This is a genomic window from Staphylococcus sp. FSL W8-1268 (genome assembly GCF_038003965.1).
GTDB classification, from domain to species: Bacteria; Bacillota; Bacilli; order Staphylococcales; family Staphylococcaceae; genus Staphylococcus; species Staphylococcus hominis.
Genome location: NZ_JBBOQE010000001.1, coordinates 1,792,527 through 1,808,042 on the forward strand (window position 1 = coordinate 1,792,527; position 15,516 = coordinate 1,808,042).

Annotated in this window: 19 protein-coding genes; 3 read left to right on the forward strand and 16 right to left on the reverse strand. The window is 31.1% G+C overall.

The features are described 5' to 3' along the window. Window positions 1-51 precede the first annotated feature (51 nt). The 3 genes from NST64_RS09085 to NST64_RS09095 form a co-directional block, all read right to left on the reverse strand. Entirely contained in the window at window positions 52-1,260 is a 1,209-nt protein-coding gene (locus NST64_RS09085; protein ID WP_002455555.1) for an NAD(P)/FAD-dependent oxidoreductase, read from the reverse strand. A 327-nt stretch (window positions 1,261-1,587) separates the two neighbouring features. Further along, complete coding sequence (locus tag NST64_RS09090) at window positions 1,588-1,947, reverse strand: HesB/IscA family protein (RefSeq protein ID WP_002448110.1); 360 nt, start codon at window positions 1,945-1,947, stop codon at window positions 1,588-1,590. A gap of 12 nt (window positions 1,948-1,959) precedes the next feature. Beyond that, complete coding sequence (locus tag NST64_RS09095; protein ID WP_002448156.1) at window positions 1,960-2,205, reverse strand: YuzB family protein; 246 nt, start codon at window positions 2,203-2,205, stop codon at window positions 1,960-1,962. Window positions 2,206-2,518: 313 nt separating this feature from the next. Between NST64_RS09095 and NST64_RS09100 the strand changes: the two genes are divergently transcribed. Continuing rightward, window positions 2,519-3,583: an NAD(P)/FAD-dependent oxidoreductase gene (locus tag NST64_RS09100; RefSeq protein ID WP_049418693.1), complete on the forward strand. Its 1,065-nt coding sequence runs from the start codon at window positions 2,519-2,521 to the stop codon at window positions 3,581-3,583. A 91-nt stretch (window positions 3,584-3,674) separates the two neighbouring features. On the opposite strand, the gene NST64_RS09105 is transcribed toward NST64_RS09100, so the two are convergent. Further along, complete coding sequence (locus tag NST64_RS09105; protein ID WP_002448149.1) at window positions 3,675-3,998, reverse strand: YuzD family protein; 324 nt, start codon at window positions 3,996-3,998, stop codon at window positions 3,675-3,677. 103 nt (window positions 3,999-4,101) lie between these two features. Here NST64_RS09105 and NST64_RS09110 point away from each other — a divergent pair, with 103 nt between their 5' ends. Continuing rightward, a complete protein-coding gene (locus NST64_RS09110; protein ID WP_002433501.1) occupies window positions 4,102-4,344 on the forward strand; it encodes a NifU family protein in 243 nt (80 codons plus the stop codon). A 64-nt stretch (window positions 4,345-4,408) separates the two neighbouring features. Here the strand turns inward: NST64_RS09110 and dltD are convergent, their stop codons facing one another. The 7 genes from dltD to NST64_RS09145 all read right to left on the reverse strand — a co-directional run bounded on the left by dltD (window position 4,409) and on the right by NST64_RS09145 (window position 10,226). Further along, a complete protein-coding gene (gene dltD / locus NST64_RS09115) occupies window positions 4,409-5,569 on the reverse strand; it encodes a D-alanyl-lipoteichoic acid biosynthesis protein DltD (RefSeq protein WP_049418691.1) in 1,161 nt (386 codons plus the stop codon). Beyond that, entirely contained in the window at window positions 5,566-5,802 is a 237-nt protein-coding gene (gene dltC, locus NST64_RS09120) for a D-alanine--poly(phosphoribitol) ligase subunit 2 (RefSeq protein ID WP_002448193.1), read from the reverse strand. Before dltC ends, dltD begins: the two co-directional genes overlap by 4 nt. 15 nt (window positions 5,803-5,817) lie before the next feature. After that, window positions 5,818-7,032, reverse strand: a complete 1,215-nt coding sequence (gene dltB, locus NST64_RS09125; protein ID WP_049418690.1) for a D-alanyl-lipoteichoic acid biosynthesis protein DltB — start codon at window positions 7,030-7,032, stop codon at window positions 5,818-5,820. Beyond that, on the reverse strand, window positions 7,029-8,483 hold the full coding sequence (gene dltA, locus NST64_RS09130; RefSeq protein WP_017175866.1) for a D-alanine--poly(phosphoribitol) ligase subunit DltA: 1,455 nt from the start codon (window positions 8,481-8,483) through the stop codon (window positions 7,029-7,031). Before dltA ends, dltB begins: the two co-directional genes overlap by 4 nt. A gap of 14 nt (window positions 8,484-8,497) precedes the next feature. Continuing rightward, a complete protein-coding gene (locus NST64_RS09135) occupies window positions 8,498-8,668 on the reverse strand; it encodes a teichoic acid D-Ala incorporation-associated protein DltX (RefSeq protein WP_227944882.1) in 171 nt (56 codons plus the stop codon). A gap of 335 nt (window positions 8,669-9,003) precedes the next feature. Beyond that, window positions 9,004-9,792, reverse strand: coding sequence for a TIGR01457 family HAD-type hydrolase (locus tag NST64_RS09140; RefSeq protein WP_002448132.1), 789 nt, complete (start codon window positions 9,790-9,792; stop codon window positions 9,004-9,006). Next, a complete protein-coding gene (locus NST64_RS09145; RefSeq protein WP_002448033.1) occupies window positions 9,792-10,226 on the reverse strand; it encodes a DUF86 domain-containing protein in 435 nt (144 codons plus the stop codon). The genes NST64_RS09140 and NST64_RS09145 overlap by 1 nt, the downstream gene beginning before the upstream one ends. Window positions 10,227-10,328: 102 nt before the next feature. Here NST64_RS09145 and NST64_RS09150 point away from each other — a divergent pair, with 102 nt between their 5' ends. After that, window positions 10,329-10,595 carry a DUF3055 domain-containing protein gene (locus tag NST64_RS09150; protein WP_002448201.1) on the forward strand — a complete coding sequence of 89 codons (267 nt, stop codon included), beginning with the start codon at window positions 10,329-10,331 and terminating at the stop codon, window positions 10,593-10,595. A 53-nt stretch (window positions 10,596-10,648) separates the two neighbouring features. Here the strand turns inward: NST64_RS09150 and NST64_RS09155 are convergent, their stop codons facing one another. From NST64_RS09155 to NST64_RS09175, 5 genes are all read right to left on the reverse strand, one after another. Then, window positions 10,649-11,035, reverse strand: a complete 387-nt coding sequence (locus NST64_RS09155; protein ID WP_002455560.1) for a YutD family protein — start codon at window positions 11,033-11,035, stop codon at window positions 10,649-10,651. Window positions 11,036-11,238: 203 nt separating this feature from the next. Then, the gene (gene lipA / locus NST64_RS09160; RefSeq protein ID WP_002448197.1) at window positions 11,239-12,159 is read right to left on the reverse strand and encodes a lipoyl synthase; all 921 of its coding nucleotides are present in this window, start codon (window positions 12,157-12,159) and stop codon (window positions 11,239-11,241) included. A 111-nt stretch (window positions 12,160-12,270) separates the two neighbouring features. Further along, complete coding sequence (locus tag NST64_RS09165; RefSeq protein ID WP_049418683.1) at window positions 12,271-13,602, reverse strand: bifunctional metallophosphatase/5'-nucleotidase; 1,332 nt, start codon at window positions 13,600-13,602, stop codon at window positions 12,271-12,273. A gap of 19 nt (window positions 13,603-13,621) precedes the next feature. Then, window positions 13,622-14,449: a sulfite exporter TauE/SafE family protein gene (locus NST64_RS09170; RefSeq protein WP_049418681.1), complete on the reverse strand. Its 828-nt coding sequence runs from the start codon at window positions 14,447-14,449 to the stop codon at window positions 13,622-13,624. Between the two features lie 13 nt (window positions 14,450-14,462). Further along, entirely contained in the window at window positions 14,463-15,311 is an 849-nt protein-coding gene (locus tag NST64_RS09175) for a DUF72 domain-containing protein (RefSeq protein WP_002448225.1), read from the reverse strand. Window positions 15,312-15,516 lie beyond the last annotated feature (205 nt).

The window sequence follows — 15,516 nt, forward strand, 5'->3', positions numbered from 1 at the left end:
TTCACAGATTTCTGTCTCACTCCTTAATGATTAAATATTTAATTTATTAACTTAGAATTTACCTTTTTTAAATGCTAAGCCAACGCCACCCATTTTGAATACAGCACGTGTATCAATCACTTTTTTCATGAACGCAGCTTTTTTACCAGTAATGTCTCTACCAAACACATGACCTACACCATCATGTGAACCTAAAGAACAAACTGTACCACGATCAATATATTCGAAATCAGTTGTAGCTTGGCCATTTAAGATATTTTCAATATTTTTAGCAACATGCGCACCTTGTTGCATAGCAATTTGAGCAGTTGTTGGTAATGGACGTTCCTCACCTGCTGGGATAAACGCAGAAACATCACCAATAACGAAGATATCATCATGACCATCGATTGTTAAATCTTGTTTAGTTACGATACGACCACGTTTTACACCTTCGAATGATTCTTCCATAAGTTGACTACCGCGAACTCCAGCAGCCCACACTGCAGTATTGGCTTCAAGTTGTTGTTCTTGATCATTTGTTTTGACTTTGAAACCTTTTTCATTACAAGCAACGATTGGCGTACCAATTTTAAATTCAACGCCACGTTCTTCTAAATAATTTACTACATAATTTACAAGATTTTCTGAGAACATTGGTAAAATTTTAGGCATAGCTTCAACACATGTAATTCTAACTTTATTTTGATCTACGCCATATTTATTACATAATTCAGGAATTCTATCTGTTAATTCACCTAAGAATTCAATACCTGTAAATCCAGCGCCACCTACTAAAATTGCTAAATCATTTTCATCTTTCTCTTTTGATGCAGCGTAGTTAGCAAATTTATCTTCAATATGACGAGATAATTCGCGAGCAGTATGAATATTTTCAATTTGGAATGCATGTTCTTTCATTCCGTTAATACCGAATGTTTCACTCTCAAATCCTAAAGCAACAACTAAAATATCATATTCAAAAATACCGTGAGTAGTTTCTACTTTTTTAGCATTTCTATCAATTTTAGTTACTTCTGCATTAATGAAGTTGACTTTATTTTTGTCAATTACACTTTCAATTGGATAAATTAAATCTTCATAATTTAACGTACCAGCTGACGCTTCGTGTAACCAAGTTGCTTCATAATGATATTTGTTTTTGTTAACTAAAGTGATTTCTGCTTCATTTGCAGATATTTCTTTTTGTAATTTAGTAACTGCTTGTAAACCTGCATATCCTGCGCCTAATACAAGTACTTTTTTACGATTTTGTGCCATTTCATTCACCTAAGCTTTCGTATTTTTTCTTAAATGTAGATAAAGGCTACAAGTTTCAGAACATGTTGAAACATAGCATTTTTATAATACAATAGTATTGTAAAAATACTAATTGTTTCGAAAAACTTTGAACTTAACCTATTTGTTCATCCCCATTTATAGTCTTAGTCAACACTTTTATATCCATTTTGTAAACATTTATTCACAAAAAAGACAAAATTTAATCCACTTCCAATTTTATAGTTTTTATATTATATTTTCAAGCAACAACAGAACGATTATTTAAATTTATTATTACTATATTGTATTAACTTAAGAATATGAAACTTAACAATTTTCAGGATGTCCAGCTACTTTTGCTGTTCTAAAAGAACTGCCGCATCCGCATGATGCAATTGCATTTGGATTGTCGATTTGGAATCCACCACCCATTAGTGATTGTTTAAAATCAATTTTAGTGCCATTCAGTACGGGAGCATCATCTTTATCTACTAAAACTTTTAATCCATAATATTCTAATACTTCATCATTTGATCCTGGAGCTTCTTCTGCAGACATACCATATGTTAAACCTGTACATCCGCCACCATTCACTTTAATTTTTAAATAACCGTTTTCCATATGATTACTTTTCAACATGTCTTTTACTTCATAAGCTGCTGCTTCAGTAAGTGTTACTGTTGGCATTTCTAATCACTCCTATAATAAGTTTGTAAAATCATTTTCTTCTATGTGTTTATAAATATTGTTTAACAAATCTTCAGGTGTATCCCCTTCTACGACTTCTCCATCTACCAATGCATATAACCCAGAAGAACATAAACCACAATTATTGAGACATCCATATTCTAACACATCTACTTCAGGATCACTTTCAAGTTTATCGTAAACGTAGTCTCCGCCTTTGGCCATATTCGATATACAGAATTCGACTAATGGAAACATACTTCACCTTCTTTTTAATTTAATTACATTATTATAACAAATCTCTTTATATGTTGCATTGCTATGGTTTTTAACTATTTGTATTTTGCAATAACATTTTACATTCATTTGTCGTTATTATTAAAAACATATATAATAAAATTATATTAATCTTTCATTTATTTGTTAGGGGACAATAAATGAAAAATAAGCGTTAAAATAGGCCGAATCACTTAATATTGAACCTATACTTTATTTATACAATCTGAAATTATAAAGGTCTGACATTCATAATACATAGCCAATTGATTTTAATGTAAAGGGGTAACATAATATGAAAAATTTAGTTCTACTTGGTGGAGGATATGGTAATATGCGTATTATGTCGCGCATTCTTCCAGATGTTCTTCCTCAAGAATACACATTAACTCTTATAGATCGAATGCCGTTTCATGGTTTAAAACCTGAATTCTATGCACTCGCTGCAGGCACAAAATCTGATAGTGATGTGCGAATGAATTTTCCTAATTCACATCGTGTAAATACAATTTATGGAGAAATAAGTGATATTGACTTAGATAACCAAATTGTTTCGGTAGGACAAACTAAAGTAGATTATAATGAGTTGATTATCGGACTAGGTTGTGAAGATAAATATCATAATGTTCCAGGAGCTAAAGAATACACTCATAGCATTCAAACGCTCTCTAAAGCCCGTGAAACGTTTCATAGTATTAGCGAGCTACCTAAAGGAGCGCGTGTTGGAATTGTAGGAGCTGGCTTGAGTGGTATTGAATTAGCAAGTGAACTACGTGAAAGTCGCACAGATTTAGAAATTATTTTATATGATCGTGGACCTCGTATATTAAGAAATTTTCCAGAAAAATTAAGTAATTATATTGCGAAGTGGTTCCGCGAAAATAATGTAAACGTAGTTCCTAATTCATTGATTGATAAAGTTGAGCAAGGAACAATTTATAATGGTGGTACACCAGAATCTGTTGATATTGTAGTATGGACAGCAGGTATTCAACCCGTTGAAATTGTAAGGAAACTGCCTATTGATACTAATAAAAGTGGTCAAGTTATCGTTAATCAATATCATCAAGTACCGACTTATAAAAATGTTTACGTAGTTGGAGATTGCGCAGCTTTACCACATGCGCCAAGTGCTCAATTAGCAGAAGTACAGGGTGATCAAATTGCCGATGTACTAAAAAAACAATGGAATCATGAACCACTTCCTGAAAAAATGCCTGAATTAAAAGTTCAAGGTTTCTTAGGTTCTCTAGGAGAGAAAAAAGGGTTTGCCTATATTATGGATCGTACAGTTACAGGACGTCTAGCGCATATATTAAAATCAGGTGTTTTATGGCTATATAAATATCATAATGGATAAATACAACTGGGAAGCAGGACAGAATTTAATTTCAATTCATCATCTCAAGCTTCCCCTCATTTTTATAAAAAATCGAATACTCCACTTTGCATTAATTATTTATAATATATTGATCTATAAAATGAGTCACTTTTTTTGACTGAATATAACCGTCAGCCACATATTCATCGTTCATTGTAATAAGCGGGTAAAACAACTCATCATTTTCAATTTGCTCAATATATTGTTGATCATGATCACTTAAATTTTCAGTTTCTTTTTGAAAATCGATATATGTATATTCGAAATGAATATTAGGATATTTTCTTTCTAATAATGGTTTTAGCCACTCATACGTATTTTTAGAAGTTGGTGCATTGACACAACTAGCACACACTACATCCGCACCGTAAACAACAACACTTACTTTTGTCATATATTAATCCCCCGTTTAGTTTTATAGATTTTTCTTTCTTTATCTATTATAATAAATTAATAATAAGTTTATGAAGTATTTTACTTGAAAGGAGACATATCTCATGCCTACTGAGAATGCAACAATGTTTGATCAAGTAGCCGAAGTTATTGAACGTTTACGTCCGTTTTTATTACGTGACGGAGGAGATTGTACATTAGTCGATGTAGAAGATGGCATCGTAAAATTACAATTACATGGTGCGTGTGGAACATGCCCAAGCTCAACTATTACATTAAAAGCAGGTATAGAACGTGCTTTACACGAAGAAGTACCAGGCGTTATAGAAGTAGAACAAGTTTTCTAACGATATAAATTAAAGACACCCTACATTCAGTATTTAATCAGAATAGGGTGTCTTTTTTCATTTATCATTTAGAATGAGCTTGATAATCATTCATATGTTTTTCAATTTGACGATCCATGTATACCCAACCTTTCCAACCTACATGTACTACATCACTTAATACATATTTTTCATAGTCTTTATTTGACATATCATACACTTTGCCACCATGTCCGACAACAGTTTTATGTATTTTTTTATAGACAGGTTCACGTGTTGAACGGTGAATACCTAAATGATCGTACCATTTACCATTTACTGGAAGAATAACATATTGTACATCAGCACCTGCTTGATGCATTGTATCTACTAATAAAGATAAATCCTTAAACTCTGGTGAATTCATTTTAAATTCATATTGGCGACGATTCATTGGTTTTTTATGCATTAGTTGTTTCCAATATCCGTTACGGATACCATAACCATTAGAAGTAGAATGTTTTTCACCAAGTTGCACTGCTTTATTACTCATGTTTTTCCAAGAATCATTGGGTGATGTAAGTGAGTGCACATGAGTTAATGGTGATTTATCTAATGAAAAGTATGTTTTTATTGCCTCAATTTTAAGAAGTTGACTTTCTTTAAACTTAGAAATATAACGACCTTTTGGGTTGCTTGGATCTTTTACTAATTCTTTTAAATATTCCTTATTAGGAACACTTCTAAATTTTAATAATCGTTTAGCATAGCGTTGTTTTAACTCTGAAGGCATATCCTTTTGTTGAAATATCTGATTGATTTGATTTGGTGTCGTACGTGCAGCCATATCCATATCATTAACGCCATGTGTACTAAACCATTGTGGTGAAATGATAAATGTCATCTTTTTACCTTTAAGTTGATCATATTGACCCGCTAATTCAATAGCATTAATTAAATCTGTATTACCACCCGTACCAACTAAGAATACAGGCTTTGTATTTTTTCGATGATGCATTGCTATCGCAGGATTAAACGGGTCACGTTTATTTAACTCACTTGAACCATAAAGTGGATAATATTTATCATTACTAAATAATTGATTTTGAATGAGCGTACCTTTAAGTACTTGATCAGTTAGTGACATTCTATTATCAGCAAGTGTCTTATTGTTAACGAGACCAGTAAACCAACTCGCAGGCATTAATACAAAAGCTAAAAATATGATTCCACTAATAAGAATTGGTAAAAATGGTTTGAATTTCATCGTAATTCTTCTAAAGCTTCAACAATTTTATTAGGAGTTGCCCATTCATCGCGATCAAAATCCATAATTGATACTTCAATTCCTAATCTATTTTGAATTTCTAATAATAATCCAACTGTTTGAAATGAATCAATAATTCCTTCTTCAAAAATCTCAACATCTGGGTTTTCTTTAACTACGTCATTTTCTGCTACATCAGCTAATACATCTAAAACTTGTTCTCTAAATTCCATCATTTATTTCTCCCTTTAAATTAATTTTCCTGAGAATATTAAGAATCCAAATGCTACAAAATGGAATGTGATAATAACACTTAATGCTGTAGTAAAACCATTTTGAAAGCGAGGTGGATATTTCTTTCTCCAACGTTCATAATATCCATATCCGATAAACATTAAACCATGATAAATACCATAAACAATATAAAATACTTCTAATCCGTGCCATACACCCATAATAAAGAAATTTAAGAAGAAGGCAAAATTTGACATTGCAAATTGATTCTTCATTAATTTTTTACGAGACATATAGAACAATGTTCTCATATAAACACAGTCTCTAAACCAGAATGATAATGACATATGCCATCGATTCCAGAAATCTTTAATATTACGTGCTTTAAATGGCTGTTTAAAATTTGGTGGTGTATTAATGCCATATAGATAACTCACTGCTATTGCAAATAAACTATAACCTGCAAAGTCAAAAAATAAGTAAAAGCTATAGGCATACATATATAACCATTTATGAGTAAAACCATGTAAATGCATTAATAATGGCATAATTGCATATACATTAATTAAATGAGCAATAATATATTTATATAAGAAGCCCATCATAATCATATGAATCGCTTTAACTACCATACCTCTGTATTGCTCACCAGTTGGTATTTTTTTATCGTCTTTGACAAAACGTTTATAACGGTCGATGGGTCCTGAAGATACTGTTGGAAAGAATGAAATAAATTGAATCAATTTCCCAACTTTAATCTCTTTAATAGAACCATCTCTAATTTCCATTATAAGTTGTACACTTTTAAAAGTAACATATGAGATTCCTAAGAATCCGACAAATTCAATTAACTTATGTTCATGGAAATGTATTTGATGTCCACCTAACCATGAACTTTGTAATATTTTAACAAGTGCTAAAGGTAAAATAGATAAAATCATAACAATTAAAAATTTAATAAAAGTATTATTTTTTTGTCGTGATTTGTAATACCACATGATTAACAGCACTTGCCATATTAAATAAATTACAAAACTGATTAATTGAACACTTAAATATTTCTGTCCAAATAAATTGTATTTATCTGAAGAGAAAATAATCACAATCATAATCACTGTACTTATCCCATTGTATACATAGCTTCGCTTACCTAAAAATCCGAGTATGATGACTGGTAAAAGAACGATAAATGCGACTAAGAAGAAGGTAAACGTACCATAAGGAATCATGCGTCGATATCCTCTGCAACTTGTTTACGATCAAGTTTTCCATTTGATGTTAATGGAAGTTGTTCCATCCAAACGAATTTTCTCGGAATCATATATTCAGGTAAGCGAGATTTCAATTCGTTTTTAATGTTTCTGGTCATCTCTAAGTCATTATCCACTTTTTTAGTAGGTACAATAGCACCTACAAGATAAACAACTTTTCCATTTTTATAAATTGGCACAACAACAGTTTCTCTAACGTATTTTGAGTGTCTTAGTTGTGTTTCAATTTCTTCTAGTTCCATGCGATAACCGTTTAACTTTATTTGAAAATCGATACGTCCTTGGATAAACCAATAACCATCTTTTTCAATAGCTTTATCACCCGTGTGATAAATGCGAACGCCATTATCAAACTTAAATACTGCTTCGGTTTTTTCTTTGTTTTTTAGATATCCTAAACTCACACTTGTTCCTTTAATAACAAGTTCACCTTCATCAGTTGTTGATAGTGTAGTATTCGGTCTTGCTACACCTACTGGAAGTGGATTATAACGTTCTAAAATCTCGGGTGTGATTTTTACACCAGTAACTGCAACTGTCGCTTCCGTTGGTCCATATGTGTTATAAACAATTGCATTTGGATATCTATCAACAAGTGCTTTAGCTGTTCTATGCGGTAAAATTTCTCCACAAAAGAAGAAATGATTTAAACTTGGATAATCTTTTTCATTAAGGTTAGGAAGTAATAAACACATTTCTATAAATGATGGTGTTGATACCCAAGCATTAATTGGCGTTTGAACAAGCATTTCATTTAATAACTTCGGTTTTTTTATCATATCTTTATCTACTAAGTTAAGTGTTCCACCAGATGTTAAACATGGATAAATTGCCATTACAGATAAATCAAATGAAAATGGTGCTTGGTTCAACCACTCCTGATGATTATCTGTTTCATTTAATGAGACCATCCATTCTGCAAACTCTATTAAACTCGCATACTCAATTTGCACACCTTTAGGCTCACCTGTAGAACCAGAAGTGAATATAGTATAAACAACATCTGTTTTATCCATTTGACTATCAAAAACAATAGGATAATCAGAATGTTTAATATCTTCGATTGTAAGTTCTTTCCTTGGTTGATTCACACTTGAATCAGTTGTATTTAAAATAAATGTTGGATCTACTTTATTCATAATCATTTCTACACGTTCTATTGGAACTGACGTATCAATTGGGACATAGCCACATCCTGCTTTGATTGCTCCTATCATTCCAACTACCATATATGGTGACATATGACCATAGATGATTAATGGTTTATTTGTATCTTGCAAATAATGTGCTAGCTTACTAGATTCTTCTATAAGTTGACGATACGTTAACTCATCTGATTTATGTCTAATAGCTACTCGATCTGGATTTTTTTGTCCAATATCATTAATTAAATTTATAATATCTGTCATCCTTTGACTCCTTACTAGAATTCGTTATATATAAAGTTATTATGTGTATCGCCTGAACCATATATAAGATACAAAGCTATAAAAATTGCTAAGTATAGAATAGTCAGTAGATATGGTTTTGCTTTTTCATAAAAAACACTTATTTTTTTAGTTTCTTTCAATTGAATATTGCACCTCACAAACATTGCTATTTATTTTGAAGAACAATTCTACTTATTTTATATTTAGTAAAGTTATCTTACTATCAAGAAATATTATATCGCACTTTTATTTTTACACTTTATTATATAAAAATATTAATTATATATCAAATTTATTTTATATAATAATTAGTGAGTGTTAAATATGTATCTATCTTATCCGATATGTCCTTATTCTTATCTTTGATATTCTATATATTAGTACTAATGGTTACATATCACAATTACACAGAGCATAACAAAACTGTTAGATATAAAAACTTCTTATTACTCATATCATCAATTTAAGTAATAAGAAGTTATCATAGAAATTATTTTTATTAATTAGTATTACTTTCTAATTCAGCTATAGCCACATTCAAATCTTTAAATGAATAGGTTGGCTTTGGTTGTTTAGTTTGAATTTCTTCATAAGATGTTACACCTGTTTGTACATGTACCGTATCCATCCCCACATTAATACCAGACATGATATCTGTATCATACAAATCTCCCACCATAGCCACTTCAGACTTATCTAGTTTCAAGATATCTAAAGCAATTTGCATGATTATGGTTTCTGGTTTACCAATAAATTGTGGCTGTTGTCCAGTAGATACACTAACCACACTTGTAATAGCTCCATTTCCAGGTAAGAAGCCTCTTTCTTTAGGAATTGAGACATCTGGATTCGTAGAGATAAATTTTGCGCCTTTACGTACTGCTAAAGTAGCTATTGCAAGTTTTTCATATGTGACTGCTTCATCTAAACCGATAACTACGTAATCTACATTCTCATCTTCTTTTACGGTTAAACCTGCATCGGTTAATGCTGTTCTTAAACCATTACCTCCTAGCATATACACACTAGCTTGACTATTTTCTTCTGCAATGTAATTTGCCGTAGCTAGAGCAGAAGTAACTACTTCGTCTGGTTTAGCGTCAATCTTCATTTCTTTTAACTTTTCTGTTACTTCTTCAGGCGTCTTAGTAGAGTTATTAGTAACATATAAATGAGGAATATCGTTTTTGTTCAAATAATCGATAAATTGAGCAGCACCATCAATTTCTGCTGTACCCATATACATTGTTCCATCTAAATCGATTAAATAACCTTTATAATTTTTCATTATGAATAATCTCCTTTTCCAAAAGCGGTAATTGGCACATTTTCTTTTTTTAGAAATTGAGTAACTTCTTTCACAAATTGTCGATAATACGGTATTGAGGTGTCAAATAATGGTACAAGTGTTTCAACTTCTAATTCTGTATAATGATGTGCAAACTGTTTTCTGATTTCAACTGTATCATTAATATGGTTTTGTGTATCTTTGGAAATCACCCCTTCAAGTTCTAAAATATCAATAACATCTTTATAGTTACCAGGATCTCTCAAAATAAAAGCGTCAATAATCATATTTCCAATATCTACTGATGATTCAATTAACATTTGCGCAATACGTTCAAATGCATAATGATTTGATTTATTTGTTTCATAATCCTTAATAAGCTGATTTAAATATTTTATTTTAAGTGCTAATTTATCTTTATCTACAAAATACATATCGGTCACCTCTTATTATTATTATCATATCATAGTTTTGCATCATGCATCATTTGTCGTTATACTAATTTCACATATTAAAAATAAAGGAGCATGACTGATATGATAGATATGTTTCTGTACGATGATGAGGAACAATCGCAAGCACAATTTGTAGGATTTGTAGGTGAACATAGTCGCTATGATTTAATGCTTATTCAGACCGATCGTCATTACGGCAAAACACTGGTATTAAATCTTCAAACTAATAAATTTGGCATCATAGGCACAGACGATATTGAAGAAGAAGGATATATTGCTCATATATTAGGTGTCTCTCAAGAAGAAAGCGAAGAAATCATTGAATATCTAAATCAAGTTATTCAATAAATGAAAGGTCAAAACAATGTATATTTTGTGAATATCATTGTTTTGACCTTTCATTATTTATTATTCTTTTTTTCAGTAGATTGTGTAGTTTGTATTGTTGGTTTTATTTTCACATCATGCAATTTATCTTCTACTTCATCTACACTAGTTAATTCTAATCGTTCATTCTCATTAATATGTCTCACTATAAAATATGGACAACCAAAATTACAATATTCCAAAATATAATCTTGGATGGTTGAAAAACGTTTTGAAATTTCAGCTTTTTTATTTGAATCTTTATAAAATCCTTTTAAACGTAATTGATCATAACCAAAATCTCCAACTACAAAATCATATTTATCAAGTATATCTGAATATCTTGAAGCAAATAATTCTTCATCAAAGCATTCTCTATAATCTTCAATTAATTCAAAATACTGTTGATTAACTCTAATCATAATAAGTCACCTTTAATTATAATTATAATAAAAACTTAGATTGCCTATTTTAAAGAAAAAGAGCAATCTAAGTTTTAGCATCTACCTATTAATAAACATTCTTAATTGACTTTATGTACTCATATCATTGTTTCATAAGATAATATGACTTCATTATGTGATATCGCTTAAAAGAAAGTTTATTTTAAATTTTTGGGTTAATATTATTTTTGTTGTAACTGTTCTTCTCCAAGACGGTGTTTTTCTTTTGCCGCTTCATTTACTTGTTCATCAGCATGATAAGAACTTCGTACCATTGGACCAGCTTCACAATGTTTAAATCCTTTTTCCATTGCAATTTTTCTTAATTTACCAAATTCTAATGGAGTATAGTATTTTTCAACTTTTAAGTGTTTACGTGATGGTTGTAAATACTGACCAATTGTTAAAATATCAACATCATTTGCACGTAAGTCATCCATTGTTTCATAAATTTCTTCCAATGTTTCACCTAAACCTACCATTAAACTTGATTTAGTTGGAATATCAGGTTGTAACTCTTTAGAACGACGTAAGAATTCTAATGTTCTGTCGTAAGTCGCACGCGCACGAACTCTTGGAGTTAAGCGTCGTACTGTTTCAATGTTATGGTTTAAAATATCTGGTCTTGAAGCCATTAGTGTTTCAAGTGCTTCATAATCCCCACCCATATCTGACGGTAAAATTTCAATTGTCGTATATGGATTACGTTCACGTACTTTACGAACTGTTTCTGCATATACATTAGACCCTGCATCTCTTAAATCATCACGTGCAACAGCTGTGATAACAACATGTTTAAGATTCATTAGTTCTACAGACTCTGCAACACGTTCTGGTTCATTTAAATCTAGTTCATTAGGTAAGCCAGTTTTTACTGCACAGAAACGACAAGCTCTTGTACATACCGCACCTAAAATCATAAATGTAGCCGTACGTCTAGCTCCCCAACATTCATGTATATTTGGACATTTTGCTTCTTCACAAACTGTATGTAAATTTTTCTCACGCATCATTTTCTTGAGGCCGATGTAGTTTTCATTAGTGTTTAGCTTTATTTTCAACCAATCTGGTTTACGTAAAATCTCTTCATTTTTAGTAGCCATAACAACACATACCCTCCTGTTTAATCTATCTTCAACTATTATAACGAAATTTACATTAAATTAAAATGTAATAACTTATAAAATTAAGACATAACTATGAACATTTGTGTACTAAGAAGAATGATGCATTTGAATTAATTTTTCTTTAAAGATATCTCTTAAAAATTCCGGCATTAAATAATCAATCGATGTTCCTTTTAATAATGGGAAATATCTTCCAAATGTATACATATCTACAGTTCCTAATATATAGGTACGGTTATCTTCTATTTCTTGTCCATCTACAAAGAAGCGATGTTCTGATTGAATAAATCCACATTTATATAATATATAACCACCAAAAATATCGCCTCTAAATCCTAACCCTTGGACATGTTCATACATATATTCTTGCTTTTGACTTTTTAAGATTACCTTTTTCAATTCAGAACCTTTCAAACGTACACGAACTAAGTTGATTGGATGAGGTAACATAGTATGGATATCGTATTCAGTAAGTTGATCGCCCTCGATACTATTAACGATTAATCCAGCATTAATAATTGTACAATCTGCATTTGTAAACTCATACACACTTTCTGCAAGTAAATAAGTCGTTTTTGTAATCACATTTGTTTTACTAGATAAAGAAACTGGCTTATTAATAATCGCCTTATTCATCAAATCTTTTCCTTCTTCATCAAAATGTGTTTTAACGACTGGTAATGTGTCTACTGGATGTAATGTAGCTTCTTTAGTAATTACTGTTTTATTTTCAATCGTTAAATTCACTTCTCCAAGATAATATCCATATTTCCCTGCTGCTGCCATAAGTACACCATTATTGACTTCACCATGATTAAAATGATGATGTGTGTGGCTTCCTAGTATTACGTCTATCTCTGGGATTTCTTGACATAATTTTTCATCAAAAAAGACACCTACATGACTCATAACTATTAATACATCGTATTGTCCTTTGCGTTGTTCAATTTCGTCTTTGATGGCTTCTAATGGGTCTGTCACAATCCAATCAAGTGCTCGATAGAATGGCGTGAAAGGTGCCGTGGCTGCTACAAATAAAAAGCGCACATCCTCTATTTCTTTTATATAAGATGTGGCAATATGACGAGGTAAGTGGCCATCTTCGTCTAAAACATTAGCACATATGACTTTAAATTGTGCATCATTGTAAAGATTGTTTAATGCTTCATGAGAAATAGTCATTCCTTCATTATTCCCAATTGTAGCAATATCACAATGAGCCTCATTTAAAAGTTCAACATTCTTTTTGCCCATAGTTGCTTCTGTTACTGGTGTAGATAAATCAACATGATCACCAATATCTAAATAAAGTGAAGGGTGTTGAAGTTCAGGTCGGTGTTCAGCCATGTACGTCATAATACGTGCATATTCATTAAGGTGGCTATGAATGTCATTTGTATGAAAAATTGTAAGCTTCACTTAAATTCCTCCTGTTTTTTTATAGAAACGATTTAATAATTAGATATACACCCATAATTAACATTACTGTGCGTAATAATAATACTACTGTTTCTGATTTAATCGAGTGATTTATTTTTACTCCAATTTGAGCGCCAATATAACTAGAAATGATTAGAATAATTGAATATGACCAAGCAACATGACCTTGAATAATATGACCAATTGAACTCATTACACTTGAAAAGAAAATCATCATCATGCTTGTCCCTACTGCTACATGAGGTGGAAATCTAAATACTATAAGCATTAAAGGAGTCATCAACGCTCCACCACCAATCCCAAATAAACCTGTAAGTACACCTATAAATAATGTAGCAAAGAAAGCAAACATAGGTGGAACGCTATAATGATATGTCATCCCTTTAGCATCGATGTATGTTTTACGATACTTTTCCTTATCGAATATTTTAAATGGTTTAATTTTATGTCTAATCATCAATAAAATAGATACACAGATCATAAAAATACCAAAGTATAAATTAAACGAATTTAATGTTAAATATCTGCTTAAAAATGAACCAATAAGTGAACCGGGTAATAATCCAAATAAAAATATAGAGCCATTTTTAATATCTACTTGCTTTGTTTTCAAATAACCAACAGATGAAGAAAGTCCAGTTACAATAAGAATAACCGATGACGTACCAATTGCAACCTGAGTAGTGATGCCGTGTAACAGATGATGGTTTACTCCTAAATACACTAAAGTAGGTACGATAATTATACCGCCACCAATACCTACTAAAGAACCTAATACTGCAGATAATAATCCAATTAAAACTAATAAAATCATTGTTAAAAACATTATAATTCGCCTCTTAGAAAAATTTTAATTGCTGAGGTGCTAAGCCTGTATACTCTATATCTAAAATATCTTGATAGGTTTTAGCATTTTGAGCTGCATGACCACCAGAATTATTATTAAAAATGACATAGACCTTTTTAGCTTTTTGTTCTAATATTTGAACTTTATTCGCTAAATCTTTTAATTCATTTTCATTATAATTATATAAATATCTAACATCTCGCCACTCTTGATCTGTCATATCTTTTTTAGTCCAACCATGCTGATTTCTACCATGATAACGCACAAAAGCAGTACTAGAAGTTATACGATTGACTAACGGTATAGACCCATCTTTAATTTGTGGTTCATCTACGACCGCATGAATAATTTGATGTTCGGTTAAAAACATTAAAGTTTGTTCTTTAAATTGGGAATTAAACCAAGATTGATGTCTAAATTCTACACACATGGGGATATCTTCTAGCTGTTGTCGAACATACAAAATATAATTTATATTTTGAGCTGTACAATCAAACCAAGGTGGAAATTGCACAAGTACCATTGCTAATTTATGATGTGCAATCAGTGGTTCAAGCATGTGTCTAAATTGTTTAAATAGTTCAGATCGTGAATCAGCATAAGTTTTATAATCTGAGTGAAGCGTCAATGCTTGATGAATCTTAACGATAAACTGAAACTTATCTGGTGTTTCATTGATCCATTTCAATATATTACGTTCAGGTTGGATAGCATAATATGAGGCATCAAGTTCAACAACAGGAAAATGACTCGCATACGTACGTAATTTATCTGTTTGTCTTTCAAGATCTTCATATAAAGAATAATGATCTCCCCATCCAGTTAGACCGATATTAATCATTTTTATCACCAGATATATGATACCACATTCAAAATTAATATATCACTTGTTGTATACTAACTTTACATTTTCTTATTACTTTAAAATCGTCACTATAACACCCTAAGTGCGCGTTAATAACTGATTAATTTGTAAAAATAATTAATCTATTAAATCATTCACTTTTGATTAGTAGCTAACCGGGGATCCACTCCAATTATGGGTA

Bases quoted from the DNA above. Each gene is read 5' to 3' on its own strand.
- NST64_RS09085 (WP_002455555.1), bottom strand. From the start codon at position 1,260: ATGGCACAAAATCGTAAAAAAGTACTTGTATTAGGCGCAGGATATGCA.
- NST64_RS09090 (WP_002448110.1), bottom strand. From the start codon at position 1,947: ATGCCAACAGTAACACTTACTGAAGCAGCAGCTTATGAAGTAAAAGAC.
- NST64_RS09095 (WP_002448156.1), bottom strand. From the start codon at position 2,205: ATGTTTCCATTAGTCGAATTCTGTATATCGAATATGGCCAAAGGCGGA.
- NST64_RS09100 (WP_049418693.1), top strand. From the start codon at position 2,519: ATGAAAAATTTAGTTCTACTTGGTGGAGGATATGGTAATATGCGTATT.
- NST64_RS09105 (WP_002448149.1), bottom strand. From the start codon at position 3,998: ATGACAAAAGTAAGTGTTGTTGTTTACGGTGCGGATGTAGTGTGTGCT.
- NST64_RS09110 (WP_002433501.1), top strand. From the start codon at position 4,102: ATGCCTACTGAGAATGCAACAATGTTTGATCAAGTAGCCGAAGTTATT.
- dltD (WP_049418691.1), bottom strand. From the start codon at position 5,569: ATGAAATTCAAACCATTTTTACCAATTCTTATTAGTGGAATCATATTT.
- dltC (WP_002448193.1), bottom strand. From the start codon at position 5,802: ATGGAATTTAGAGAACAAGTTTTAGATGTATTAGCTGATGTAGCAGAA.
- dltB (WP_049418690.1), bottom strand. From the start codon at position 7,032: ATGATTCCTTATGGTACGTTTACCTTCTTCTTAGTCGCATTTATCGTT.
- dltA (WP_017175866.1), bottom strand. From the start codon at position 8,483: ATGACAGATATTATAAATTTAATTAATGATATTGGACAAAAAAATCCA.
- NST64_RS09135 (WP_227944882.1), bottom strand. From the start codon at position 8,668: ATGTTTGTGAGGTGCAATATTCAATTGAAAGAAACTAAAAAAATAAGT.
- NST64_RS09140 (WP_002448132.1), bottom strand. From the start codon at position 9,792: ATGAAAAATTATAAAGGTTATTTAATCGATTTAGATGGAACAATGTAT.
- NST64_RS09145 (WP_002448033.1), bottom strand. From the start codon at position 10,226: ATGTATTTTGTAGATAAAGATAAATTAGCACTTAAAATAAAATATTTA.
- NST64_RS09150 (WP_002448201.1), top strand. From the start codon at position 10,329: ATGATAGATATGTTTCTGTACGATGATGAGGAACAATCGCAAGCACAA.
- NST64_RS09155 (WP_002455560.1), bottom strand. From the start codon at position 11,035: ATGATTAGAGTTAATCAACAGTATTTTGAATTAATTGAAGATTATAGA.
- lipA (WP_002448197.1), bottom strand. From the start codon at position 12,159: ATGGCTACTAAAAATGAAGAGATTTTACGTAAACCAGATTGGTTGAAA.
- NST64_RS09170 (WP_049418681.1), bottom strand. From the start codon at position 14,449: ATGTTTTTAACAATGATTTTATTAGTTTTAATTGGATTATTATCTGCA.
- NST64_RS09175 (WP_002448225.1), bottom strand. From the start codon at position 15,311: ATGATTAATATCGGTCTAACTGGATGGGGAGATCATTATTCTTTATAT.